The organism is Mesorhizobium sp. M0522 (assembly GCF_040321085.1).
Lineage (GTDB): Bacteria > Pseudomonadota > Alphaproteobacteria > Rhizobiales > Rhizobiaceae > Mesorhizobium.
In genome coordinates, this window is the sequence record NZ_JAMYQW010000008.1 from 83104 (window position 1) to 95644 (window position 12541).

At 59.3% G+C, this 12541-nt stretch carries 8 protein-coding genes and 2 pseudogenes; 5 read left to right on the top strand and 5 right to left on the bottom strand.

Annotation, left to right across the window (positions count from 1 at the left end):
- Positions 1-4: 4 nt before the first annotated feature.
- Positions 5-1114, bottom strand: coding sequence for an OmpA family protein (locus tag NKI58_RS12395; RefSeq protein ID WP_352592835.1), 1110 nt, complete (start codon positions 1112-1114; stop codon positions 5-7).
- Positions 1115-1563: 449 nt separating this feature from the next.
- Positions 1564-2646: a histidine kinase dimerization/phosphoacceptor domain -containing protein gene (locus tag NKI58_RS12400; protein ID WP_352592838.1), complete on the bottom strand. Its 1083-nt coding sequence runs from the start codon at positions 2644-2646 to the stop codon at positions 1564-1566.
- A gap of 337 nt (positions 2647-2983) precedes the next feature.
- Here NKI58_RS12400 and eglC point away from each other — a divergent pair, with 337 nt between their 5' ends.
- The 3 genes from eglC to NKI58_RS12415 all read left to right on the top strand — a co-directional run bounded on the left by eglC (position 2984) and on the right by NKI58_RS12415 (position 7534).
- The gene (eglC, locus tag NKI58_RS12405; protein ID WP_352592841.1) at positions 2984-4375 is read left to right on the top strand and encodes an endo-1,3-1,4-beta-glycanase EglC; all 1392 of its coding nucleotides are present in this window, start codon (positions 2984-2986) and stop codon (positions 4373-4375) included.
- Between the two features lie 103 nt (positions 4376-4478).
- On the top strand, positions 4479-6224 hold the full coding sequence (locus NKI58_RS12410; RefSeq protein ID WP_352592844.1) for a type I secretion system permease/ATPase: 1746 nt from the start codon (positions 4479-4481) through the stop codon (positions 6222-6224).
- A complete protein-coding gene (locus NKI58_RS12415) occupies positions 6224-7534 on the top strand; it encodes an HlyD family type I secretion periplasmic adaptor subunit (protein ID WP_352625385.1) in 1311 nt (436 codons plus the stop codon). Before NKI58_RS12410 ends, NKI58_RS12415 begins: the two co-directional genes overlap by 1 nt.
- A gap of 751 nt (positions 7535-8285) precedes the next feature.
- Here NKI58_RS12415 and NKI58_RS12425 read toward each other — a convergent pair.
- The 3 genes and pseudogenes from NKI58_RS12425 to NKI58_RS12435 all read right to left on the bottom strand — a co-directional run bounded on the left by NKI58_RS12425 (position 8286) and on the right by NKI58_RS12435 (position 10589).
- On the bottom strand, positions 8286-8711 hold the full coding sequence (locus tag NKI58_RS12425; protein WP_352592850.1) for a YidB family protein: 426 nt from the start codon (positions 8709-8711) through the stop codon (positions 8286-8288).
- 1211 nt (positions 8712-9922) lie between these two features.
- Positions 9923-10106: pseudogene (locus NKI58_RS12430) on the bottom strand (IS256 family transposase); the annotation flags it as partial.
- A gap of 129 nt (positions 10107-10235) precedes the next feature.
- On the bottom strand, positions 10236-10589 hold the full coding sequence (locus tag NKI58_RS12435) for a hypothetical protein (protein WP_352813081.1): 354 nt from the start codon (positions 10587-10589) through the stop codon (positions 10236-10238).
- 1072 nt (positions 10590-11661) lie between these two features.
- Between NKI58_RS12435 and NKI58_RS12440 the strand changes: the two are divergent.
- Together NKI58_RS12440 and NKI58_RS12445 are read left to right on the top strand one after the other, a co-directional pair.
- A pseudogene (locus NKI58_RS12440) lies at positions 11662-11964 on the top strand (PilZ domain-containing protein).
- A 373-nt stretch (positions 11965-12337) separates the two neighbouring features.
- Positions 12338-12520 carry a hypothetical protein gene (locus NKI58_RS12445; RefSeq protein ID WP_352625720.1) on the top strand — a complete coding sequence of 61 codons (183 nt, stop codon included), beginning with the start codon at positions 12338-12340 and terminating at the stop codon, positions 12518-12520.
- The last annotated feature ends 21 nt before the right edge of the window (positions 12521-12541 follow it).

A 12541-nucleotide genomic window follows, 5' to 3' on the forward strand; every position in this document is an offset into this window, starting at 1 on the left:
TTCCTCAGTTGACGAGCTTGGTGGCGGAAAACTCTATCCGCCGATTGAGCGCCTTGTTCTTCGGCGTGTCGTTGCCAGTAACCGGCCGCTCCTCGCCATAACCGATCGCCATGATCTGCGTGCGAGCAATACCTGCGGCAACAATGGCGTCAGCTACGGCCTGGGCCCTCCGCTCCGACAGGAGCTTGTTGGCGGCGGACGACCCATCGGAGTCGGTGTGGCCGGAAACCTCCACCTTCAGGCCCGGGCACTTGCCGACGACGCCAACGACCTCCTCCAGTAGCGGACGGCTTTGGGTGTCGAGCCGTGCGCTCGCCGGCCGAAAATAGATGGCTCCGGTGCGAGAGAGCACCTCGAACCGGTTGAGGCACTCCTCGTCGCTGAAGTTCGCCTTCGCAGCATCAGTGGCAACAGGCCCGACGTCGGCGGTGCTTGCCGCGACGGTCTGGACGGCCGCGGGCTTGCTACCATCGGCGTTGAACACGAAATCGAACGATACCGAAGCGGTCGGAACAATGTTGGCCACATTGGCGGCCTGCTGCAGCTTGTCGACATTCGGCAGCAGTCCGAAGTCCTCGACATGCACGGCGACGGGGGCTTCCGAAGCGACGGAAACCATGCTGTCGCTGATCAAGGTCACGACGACATTGGCCTCGAGATCCTTGTCGACCCCGTGCAGGTTGAGTCGGAATGGAAGCACTGCCTTCATCCTTCGCTTCGTCGCAAGATCGGCAAACGCCGCAGGGTCCACTTTTGCGGTCAGTTCGGCGGCCGGATACTTGAATGTCTCGAAGAAAAGGAACCGCATGCGGACGTTTCGAAGGTCGACGCCGGTATCGACTGAATTGAGGTCGAATGTGATTTTGGCCTCACCCGTCGAAGAAAGGGTGCCGGCGATGTTCCTGATCTTGTTGGTTTCAACGATCGTGTTCTTCTTGACCGACTGGTAGGTGAGCACCGAAGCGGTTGGATCAAGTGTCCAGTTCGTCTGTGCATTCGCGCTTTCCAGTCCGGGTAAAAACAGCACCGACAGCGCGATGATCAAGCCAAGGGTGTTTAGGGCTAACCAGCTTCTCGAGCCCGTTTTCCGCCAGTCTCCGACGACTTCGAACATCGAACCCCCCACAGGACAACAGCCTTCCGTGTCGCAATCACCACCATGCCGTGCCAAGGAGAGCATAGAACAATTGTCAAGGCTTGGCGAGCATCGGCCAATCGACCGCAATGGTGTAAATTCCGCTCAGGTCCCGGGCTGCGTAAGTCCGGAAAAATGGTGTTGCGCGAACCAAGCAGTCTTGTTGGCGAACAATGGAGCTGATTGGAGAATATCCGCTGCGCTACCTGCCGCTGTCTTGAAGCCGGTCACGCTGGACCAGCCAAGCGAGGGAAACGCCCGGCTTACTCCATCCTGCTTCTCCCGCGGAATGCAGCTGGCGGCTCTTCGATTGAAGATTTCGACCATGTGAAGCAGGCCGCGAGGCGCGTCCGGGCCTATTTGCAGGCACCTGCCCAAAGCCGCGACATGAAGCCAGCCGCCAGCCTGCCATGTTCGACGGCAATCGTTTAGCTTGCTGCCGCCGATCGTTTGAAGATGATGGTCACCTTCGTCCCTTTGCTGGCGCTAGAGTCGACTGCGAACTGCGCCTTGGCGTTCTCGGTCAGCGAGCGCGCGATCAGCGCTCCGAGCTTGCCTGGCTTGGGCCACGTCTCGCCTTCCGGCAGGCCGATTCCGTCGTCCGCCACTATAACCCGGCAGCCGTCGCCATCGACGACGCTGTGCAGTGTTATCGTGCCGCCGTCGCGCCCCCGGAACGCATGCTTTAGTGAATTGGTCAGCAATTCGTTGACGACCAGTCCCGCCGGCATGGCGACGTTTATTGACACGGGATATGTATCCACCTTCATATCCAGGCGGATCCCCTCGACTGCATGCGAGCTCATCACCGCGGACGCGATCTGGCTGAGATAGACGCCAAGATCGACCTCCTCTTTCGGCTCGTCGGCCGTTAGCGTCTGGTAGAGGATCGCCAGAGCGTCGACGCGACCGGCAAGCCGCTCAAACCGTCTCCGGTCGGCCTCGGTCGCGTTGCGGCTTTCCAGCCGGATCAGTGCGGTGATCATCTGCAGGTTGTTCTTTACCCGGTGCTGCAGTTCGCGCAGCAGTGTGTCTTTCTCGCTGACAAGCTCCTCAACCGAGCGCTCATCTCCCGCCTCGCCATGGGCCGATACGTCGACCAGCGCCACCAGCCGGAAGCACATCTTGCCGTTGTCGTCCTCGATCACATTGGAATAAACGTCGACGATCGTCGGCTTATCCTCGTTGCGTTCCAGCCTGTAGGTGCCGACAAAATCGGTTTCCTCGACCACGGCCTCGGCAAGTGGCCGGTTCTTCTGCTCGTGGAGGCCTTTGCCCAAAAGGGCTGCCCAGTTTGCTCGTGTGAGCCTGGCGGCCGTCAGGCCTGACAGTTTCTCGAATTCCGGGTTGGCGTAGACTACGCGCTCCTCAGCGGCCAGGTTCGCAACGGCAATGGCGATCGGCACCTGGTCAAGGAATTTTTTGAACTGTTCGCTTTCCAGTGCGGTTGCAAGGTCAGGTGTATCAAGCAACTGCTCGACCGCCTCGGCCTTTTCTGAATCCGGTGTCATTTGCGCGCCTGTTCCGTGCGGACAATATCAACAATGCAGCGCGCCCGCCATCGCCAAAGCTGCATTTGACGCACCGCGTCATGCACCTGACAACAAGCTTGCGTCGTGCGCAACGGCCATACGTCTAAGATTGCGACCGGCCGAAGGAGAGCGGCAGGCGCCGGGTGCCACGCCTTGTGCCCTTGAAGGGGTGAGCCGGCCCCCGCGGCAAGTGGCTCCGCTGAATATTAAGCTTTTGGTAACCCTCCAAACTCGAAGGCTAAATGGTAATGGCTCCTTTTGCTCTCAATAGGTGTTAGGCCCGATATCGAGGCGAGAAAGAGGAGAAAGGACCAAAATGGCCAACGTACTGAACGCCAAGGGTGTTCCACTCCCCTACAGCGGATCCTCCGTAAAGTGGTATTCGGCGACGAATTCCGGCCCGACACTTTATGGCAGCATCTACAACGACTCAATGTACGCCGACGGTAGCGTCACCGTGACGATGTACGGCGGCAAGGGCGATGACATCTATTATCTGTATTCCTCCAAAAACAAGGCGGTCGAGCTGCCCAACGAGGGTGTCGACACCATCTCGACCTGGATGAGTTACAAGCTCCCAGCGAATTTCGAGAACCTGACGGTCACCGGCGACAAACACTATGCTTTCGGAAACGAGCTAAACAACATCATTACCGGCGGCTCCGGCCAACAGACGCTCGACGGATTGCAGGGCGATGACGTTCTCAAGGGCGGATCCGGTGCGGACATTTTCGTCGTGACCCCCGGCAACGGCAGTGACCTGATCCTCGACTTTGGCGCCGATGATACCGCGCGCGTCGGGAGCTTCGGCTTCACCTCCTTCGAGGATGTGCACGCCAACATGGTCCAGTCGGGGGCGAACGTCAGACTTAACCTGTCCGATGACGAGTTTCTCGTTTTCGCCAATAAGACCATCGACCAGTTCAACCCAGGCCAGTTCGATCTGGCCCTAGACAGGTCGCATCTGGAACTCACCTTCTCGGACGAGTTCAACACGCTCGACCTGTGGAATGGCTCGAGCGGCACCTGGGACTCGAACTTCTGGTGGGGCGCCGCGAACGGCAGCTCGCTCACGAGCAACAAGGAGCTTCAATGGTATATCGATACCAACTATGCCCCGACGCGTTCCGTCAGCCCGTTCAGCGTTGAGGACGGTGTTCTCTCGATTACCGCCGCCCGGGCTCCCGCGGCAATCCAGCCCTACATAAACGATTACAAATACACGTCAGGTTTGCTGACGACCTATGAGTCCTTCGCACAAACCTACGGCTATTTCGAAATTCGGGCTGACATGCCCGAAAAGCAAGGTGTATGGCCGGCCTTCTGGCTTCTCCCGGCTGACGGCTCCTGGCCACCGGAACTGGACGTCGTGGAAATGCTCGGTCAGGATCCAAACAAGCTCATTCTGACAAGCCACTCCAACGAGACGGGAACTCATACGACAGTGTCCTCGACGGCCTATGCCGCAGATACCGAAGGGTTCCACACTTACGGAGTGCTGTGGACAGAAGACGAACTCGTCTGGTATTTCGATGACGTCGAAGTTGCTCGTGCCGCAACGCCTTCCGATATGCACGACCCCATGTATATGCTGGTCGATCTGGCGGTTGGTGGCCTCGCGGGAGCGCCCGCCGACGGGCTTGCGACACCTGCGGAAATGCAGATCGACTACATCCACGCATACGCGCTGAACGATTGGCATATCTAGGCGCAAAACCTGACGCTGGCTGCGGTATGGAGATGTCGTAACCAAGCCTGATTGCGGGCACGATCTTTGCGCCCGGGACTGAACTTGAACCGATGTGAAGGCGATGTCGCATTCCCATTCGTCCGAGCCGCCACGAACAACCCTCGCTGCGGTTTTGGCTTCTTTCCGGCGCGCGTTCGCTGGAATTGCCCTGATGAGCGGCGTCGTCAATGTTCTGGCGCTGACCGGCTCGTTCTTCATGCTGCAGGTCTATGATCGGGTCGTACCCGGCCGCAGTGTGCCGACGCTTGTCGGGCTTGCCGTATTTGCCGGCATGCTGTTCATTTTCCAAGGCGTTCTTGAGCTTATCCGGTCGCGGTTGCTTGTGCGCATCGGGATGGCTTTGGATGCGCGATTGAGCGGGCAAGTCTATGCCGCCCTTATGCATTTGCCCCTGCGCACCAAGCTCCCAGGCGACGGCCTTCAGTCGTTGCGGGATCTTGACCAGGTGCGTTCGTTTCTGTCGAGCACTGGTCCGACTGCGCTTTTCGACCTGCCCTGGATGCCGCTGTATCTGGCAATATGCTTCCTGTTCCATCTCTGGATCGGCATGACGGCGCTGGCAGGCGCTATCATTCTCTCTAGCCTGACTGTGCTTGCCGAAGTTCGCACCAGGGAGCCTGCGAAGAGGGCAAACAGCCAGGCGGCAGCGCGCAATACGCTTGCGGAGGCGACGCGTCGCAATGCAGAGGCTCTGCAGGCGATGGGCTTTGGCGCGCGCATCGCCGAGCGCTGGTCAAGCGTCAACGCCGACTTTCTCAACACGAACGCAAGAGCCAGCGATCTGGCTGGGACGCTCGGCACGATCTCGAAGATCCTGCGCATGATGCTGCAGTCGGGTATACTGGCGATCGGCGCCTATCTGGTCATTCATCAAGAAGCGACAGCCGGTATTATGATCGCCAGTTCGATTATGATGAGCCGGGCGCTCGCACCGGTCGAACTGGCTATCGCCCATTGGAAGGGTTTCGTCAGTGCTCGCCAGGCATGGACCCGGCTGAGCCAGCTTTTGGCCCTGCTTCCTGAAATTGCCACGAGTGTCTCGCTGTCGGCACCTGTATCTGCTCTTGCGGTAGAAAGCATCTGTGTCACGCCACCCGGCGAGCGTCGTGTGGTTGTGCAGGATGTCGGGTTCGCGCTAGAAAGGGGTGCCGGCCTTGGCATTGTCGGACCGAGTGCGTCCGGAAAATCATCGCTTGTCCGAGCAATAGCCGGGATATGGCTTCCAGCCCGCGGGACCGTCAGGCTGGATGGAGCAACGCTCGACCAGTGGTTGCCGCAAGAGCTGGGCAACCATGTCGGCTATCTGCCGCAGGATGTGCAACTGTTCGATGGCACCATTGCCGAGAACATCGCACGTTTCGAACCTCAAGCCTCTTCGGACAAGATACTGGCGGCTGCGCGCGCGGCCGGCGTTCATGACCTTGTCGTCCATCTGCCGGAAGGCTACGAAACGCGGATCGGCGAGGCCGGGTCGGCGCTTTCGGCGGGCCAGCGACAGCGGGTTGCGCTCGCACGGGCACTCTATGGCGATCCGTTCCTCGTTATCTTGGACGAGCCCAATTCCAACCTCGATTCCGAAGGGGAGGCCGCGCTGGCGGCGGCAATTGAGGGCGTGCGGGCGCGAGGCGGCATTGCTGTCGTGGTCGCCCATCGGCCGAGCGCGCTTGCAAGCCTGGATCAGGTACTCGTCATGGCTAACGGCCGTGTCCAGGCGTTTGGCCCCAAGAATGAGGTCTTGAGCAAGGTAACCCGTTCGGGCGGCGTTCCCCTGAAGGTCGTCTCCGGCCCTGAGGAGGCGACACACTGATGACGCAACACGCGGCATCGGCGATCGACCGGACCATTCGACGCTATCTGTTCGGCGGCCTCGCGGTCTGCATGCTCCTGGTTGGCGGGGCCGGAAGCCTGGCCGCGGTCACGGAGCTTTCTGGAGCCGTCATTGCTTCGGGAAGGCTGGTCGTCGATTCCAGCGTTAAAAAGGTGCAGCATCCAACGGGTGGAGTGGTCGGTCAGATCCTCGTGCGAGAAGGCGACGCCGTGAAGGCGGGCCAGGTTTTGATCCGTCTCGATGAAACCGTGACCCGGGCCGATTTAGCCATGGTCACCAAGAGCTTGGACGAATTCGAGGCCCGTCTGGCCCGCCTCGAAGCCGAGCGCGATGGCACGGACACCATCGCCTTCCCATCTTCGCTGACGTCGCGGCAGGACGATCCTGAGATCCGGCGTGCGATGGCCGGCGAGCAGTCCTTGTTCGAATTTCGTCGCCAGGCACGCGCTGGCCAGAAGGCTCAGTTGAGAGAGCGCATTGCTCAGCTCGCCGAAGAAGTCGCCGGCTTGAGCGAGCAAAGGGATGCTAAAAGCCAGGAAATCAAATTGATCGGGCTTGAGCTCGACGGCATGCGCAAGCTCTGGGAACGCAAGCTGGTTTCAATCGATCGCATAACGACACTTGAGCGTGACGCAGTCCGGCTTGAAGGCGAACATGGGAAGCTGACTGCCGCAATCGCGCAATCGAAGGGCCATACATCCGAAATCCGCTTGCAGATCATTCAGATCGGCCAGGATTTGCGCAGCGAGGTGGCAACCGAGCTCCGTGACGTCCAGGCAAAGCTCGCCGAGTTGGTCGAGCAAAAGGTCTCGGCCGAAGATCAGCTCAAGCGTATCGATATACGCAGCCCGCAAACTGGCGTGGTCCATCAGCTTGGCGTGCATACGGTCGGCGGCGTCATATCCGCGGGAGAGCTCATCATGCAGATTGTCCCTGTGACAGACGATCTGACGGTCGAGGCGCGTGTGGCACCGCAAGACATCGATCAGCTGATGCCAAGGCAGAGCGCAACGTTGCGACTTTCGGCCTTCAACCAGCGGATAACGCCTGAGCTGAATGGTGTCGTCAGTGAGATCTCCCCCGATCTCAGCATCGATGAGCGAAACGGCGCGAGCTTCTATACTGTGCGTGTCAGCCTGCCGCGCACAGAGCTTACAAGGCTGAAGGGCCTGACCTTGTCGCCCGGTATGCCTGTCGAGGTGTTCTTCTCGACCGGCAGCCGCACAATGCTGTCTTACCTCGTAAAACCTCTGGCAGATCAAATCCAACGGGCATTCAGGGAGGATTGAGTTCGCGTGACGGACTCGGCCATAACCCATGCCGTGCTTAGAGCGTGATGATTAGGTTGCGGCATACTCGGCCTCGGTGAAGGAGTTGGCGCATTCCTTTGATGTGAGAGTGTCGTGGATTTTCCCGATGCTCGCAGACGGCGTCGGTGTTGCGTCTGGCGGCCGTTCTCAGCACGTGTTTGGTTTGGCGAGGAGCATCTCGATCGGATCAGGTCTGGCGAGTATTTCGGCAGGAAGAAGAGCTTGGCGCCGGCGTTGCTGACGGCGTGCCGGACGGCCATGACGACGATGTCGCCCGGCTTGAGGGTCGGCAAGAGCACCTTCCATAGAGCCGGAAGCCATTGATCGGCCCGTCTGTGAGCATCGGGCGGCGGCCCGGTCCACTGCGCCCGCCGACCCGCCAAGTCGGGCCGATCTTGCGCGCCCCCGCTGGATGATGAGATGATGACGAACGGCTATCGACATCTTCTTCGTTGTCGCTCCAACCGTCGGTTGGTGGACGCACTGCCGGTGAGAGCCTAACGTTCCTGGACGGTACGCGCGCACCGGGCAATTCCGCCCCCGTATCCCCCATGCCCGGTGCAAAGGCGCTCCGATCGGTCCCGCCGTCCTGGCATGTACGGCGGGACTTTTTGCGATAGGCCTTGGAACCCGCGGTGAAGGCCAGCAACTTCTCCCTCACACATTGCTGCCAGGTCGTGGCCCCGAAGCCGGCGTCTCCTAGTTTCAGCCTGCTTTGTCGCAGATGGCGCTAAGTACGGCCAGCTCCTGGTACCTCGTCCAAGAGATCTGGACCGTTGCCCGCGGGCATTTGGCCGTCGGGCGTAAGCTTGTCCACCGCGTCGGGCAATTCTCTTGTGAGCCGGTCGAGAAGTTCGTCATGGGACAATCCGGTTTGCTCAGCCAGATCGCTCAATGTTTGCGGGTCGATTGCTTTCTCAACCTGATCGCGCTGAACGGGCCGGTTTGATCCTTTACTTACCCACGAATCAACCTGATCGCCCGCACCCGCATTTCTGAGACGGTCCAGGATGTCGCCGAGGCCGCCAGGGGAGCCAGCGCTAGCGTTGGGATCTGTCGATTTCCTACCAGCGATCAACTCGCCGATCTTGTCCCTATTCTTGTAGGCAAGCAGGCCAAGCAACGCTATGGCGACCTTTCCTATATCAAGGCTCATTTCGCATCTCCTTCTATAAGGAAGGGACAAGGCATGCGGCTTCGAAAGGTTCCATGGTTATGCTGCTGGGCCGATATTCGATTCGGTTTTTAGCCGGACGATTGCGGCTTCTCGGCTCGTTCTGACTAGACTTCAGCTTCCGTGCCTCCGCAGAGTCAGCTCGCAGCTCGCGTCGTCTCTCCGGAGGCGCGGGCTTTCTACATTCCGTCACCGATTGTGAGCGACACGCTCATTCAAAATCTTGCATTAGAAACTTGGAAGATGAGTGCAGCGGAAAACACTGCTGGCGCCATGGACAAGAAGGATGGCGACACAATCGTCCTGGCTGGCTTCCGAGCCGCCTGCTCGGGGGTCCGGTGATCCGAGCAGACAGGGCGACAAGGATTTCGAGAGAGAGACCGACGGCAAATGGGTTAGACGATAGCGGTCACGAAAGCCGGGTGGGCATCACAATGTGGGAGGAACAGGAAGAAGCTGACACCGCCCTCGACAGCCAACCAGCCGTGGTTCCGTTGCTCTGGTCGTGTATGTGCTCTCGATCTTGATGCATAGTCGGTGCGATCATTTCGGTCAGCTCGCGCGCCTGTGCCTGCGCAATGCCGGTTCATCGGCTAAAACTTGGACCTGCCCTCCTTCAGTCGCTCGCAACTTGTCTTCTCCCATGTTGAAAACCTGTTTACGTTCGGCCCGTTGGAACCCAATGATTGGCAAAGCGACTTGTTCCTTGAGCTGCCAGCGCCCGACGGTCCCCAGCCGTTCGTGGTCGCTGACGCTGTCGCTGCGGAGACAATCTTTGGCGTGTCGGATCCCGAAACCTTTTCCAAAGCGCCAGCATAGGCCGCCGCATCCGCCACCGCTTAATGCCGCGCTTGACCCTTAGGCGAAGCCGCCTAGGCTTAGCGCAAAGCAGAGTTGAGTTGTCGCAACGCCCCCTGGGCGGCCGATAGCCTGTGTTTTTCGAAGATTGCTAGCTTCTGCTGATAAGTGATCCGCACCTTGGCGTTGCACCCGTGGCATCTGAAGTGCGCGATCGTTCTTAGTGTAGAACCTTTCCTTACTGCCGGATAGGAGCAATCCGGACAATTGAATGTGAGCGCAACATGAGACAAGTCTTTGGCTAAACCCATTCTCAGATCGTGTCCCAGGATGTGGTGGTGTAGCTGACGGCTTGGTCGCCGCGCTCTCCGGCATGGGGGCCGGGACGAGTAGCGTGCCACCGCTGGCAGGCTGATGAGCGGATCATCGCTCATTTGGCTGATGGTTTCCAATGTCATGTATCTGGCGCGCTGGACGGCCCATTCGTCGTTCTGCTCGAGCAGGAGCGCGCCTACGAGGGACGATAGCGTCGGGCAAGATGCCGACGACCTCGGTGCGCCGCTTGATCTCGCCATTGAGCCCAATCACGCGCAGAGTTCCTGGACTGATGCTCGGCTGGCGGCAACTTGCTCGCCAGCCGAGTTGAGTTCAGGCGGTGGTCGGGGGAGACTGGCCAGCCACACTGGTGATCCCACGCCGATGTACCAATCAGCAACCTTCGTCGGTCTTTTTCACCTGGCCTGGCGCGGCGGTGTTGGCTGTCGTGTCCTGCTGACCAGGCGCCGCCTGCTGAGCGCTGCCAGTCTGCTGGCCGGGCGCGCAGTCTCTGGCCGAGTTCGGATTTGTGGTGCCGCTGGTGGTGGTCGTGTCGGTGCCCTGATCGCCGGACATGTTGGTCCCGCTGCTCGTCGTGCCGGTGCCCTGATCCGTCGTGCTGGGCATGGTCGTCGTGGTCGAGGTTCCGCTCGTTGAGGTTCCGCTCGAAGTTCCGCTGGTCGTCTGGGCAAAGGAAAGCCCGGCCGACAGCGCCAGCACGGCCGAAGCCAAAAGGATGCGTTTCATCTTCTTTCTCCTGTCTGAATGCGCGGGATGCGCCTGGCAAATTGAACAGGCAGACAGAAAGAGTGTTCCCCGATGCAGTTCAACTTTTGTAACTCTGACAACGATGAGCCTTCTGAGACGATTCATCGCCCTTGGCTCCGCTGCGGCATGTTTGCCTTCGGTCTCCTTTGCGGATGCGCAACGATTAGACCGAAAAATAGTCGCGATTTCGCCCATGGGTTGCATTCCGGCCTCGAACACGTTAGTTTTGACGCTAGCGTTCCCGGGGGGGGAAGGTGGATGAGCATCGTCCAAAGGGTCGGTCCAGTTCTAGAACAGGCGATTGCCGCAATCCTCAACAGGGCGGACCGGGGGGACACCGTCTCGGTCAAAGCCGCATTATACCAGGTTCGGCAGTCTGCGCCTGATTTGACAGTATGCGACGACCATATAACCGAGGCTATCCTCGAAGTCGCTGCGGCCCTTGACCTGTTGGTGGCTTTCGATAGTCGCGAGTAGCCGATCAATCGAGCGTAGCGGTTTGATAGGAACGGCCCGGCAGCCAATCGGGGGGTGACCAGCGGCCGCTGGCGCTAACTGGCGGCAATTGGGTCGTTCGCCGGTTGCGCAAGTTATAGGCCATCTCATGCATCATTGCTAATTTTGGTAATCTGATTATGTTCCGTTGCCCTAGCCGCCGGATCTCACGATCCAGGCTCGGTTCCTTGCGTAGGTGGGCAGGCGCAGGCTCCAGCCGGCTGGAGTTCATTGAGCCTTGATGCCGACCTTGGTCGAGAAGCCGCCCGAGGGCGACGCCTGGATACACGAGGTGGAGTTCGACGGCTACTGGGCCTGTCTGCCGGAAGGTCAGCATTTAGGTCGGCGTCGACCAGAAGCTTGGAAACCGTGTTGATCGGCATGTCGGCAAACGCGGGACCTTTGCTAGATGATTGCCTTTTTTCTGCGCGACCCGACAGATTCACCTGAGCATGCCCTGTAATGTCACGTAATAGGGCAACATGACCGATCCATTGCTGCGCGCCTGTGTTCGGTATACCTAGCGGGCGAATTCAGCTGATCTGACATTTTATCGATGGCAAACACCGCGAACCCAGTTGATGAGAATTCCGACGAGCATCGGCGCGAGCGCCGCCAACGTGTGCTAAAGGGCGGGACGATCATCACCGGATCCAGATCAGCTGCACCTTGCGCAATCAGCATGAGGGGGGCGCTGAGCTGAAGGTCGCGCCCGATGCCAAGGGTTCCCGATCGCTTCTTGCTCTACGTGTCGGTCGATGGAGTTGCCTATCGATGGGAGGTTCGCTGGCGTCGCAACGACCGCATCGGCGTCAAATTCACCGGCACCGAGCCAAAACCGAAACTTCACTACGGCTGACCGACGGCAAGATGAAAGTCAGAATTTTTTTCTGGCACTGCCAGTTATTTTTCATGTCCCAAACAGCACAAGTTGCACCGCCCACTCTTGCCGAGGACAGCCTGGACAGGACGTGAATTGCGCAGCCGTCCTTGAAACCGCTTTCACGGCTCTGGTGTCCTCTTGCATCGAGCAAGGCTGGACGGCTGAAGAGACTGCCACCGCACTTTTTAACTTCGCCAAGAGACCACCTGAATACCTCAAGGCGACGACATCGACTTAAGTTCGCCTAGCTGTGCGCTGTTTTGACATTTTGACATCGCGGTGTCGGATTATTTGCATGCAAACGAGTGTTGCGACGCTATCCTCCCTCCTCAAATTCTGGGAGGAATGCATGGCTCCGCATGAGCGACATGCCGTTGAAATCGTCAGAGACAAAGACTGGTCGGTCCGCGTGACGGTCAATGGCACCACCACCACCGTCCCTTTTGCATCCGAGAGCTACGCGCGCTCGTTTGCAGATGGTCAGGCGTTCCGGCTGGGCGTTCAGGTGGCGGAGCTTAAGAAGGCAGCCTAGCTGCGCGCCGACGCGACCCGG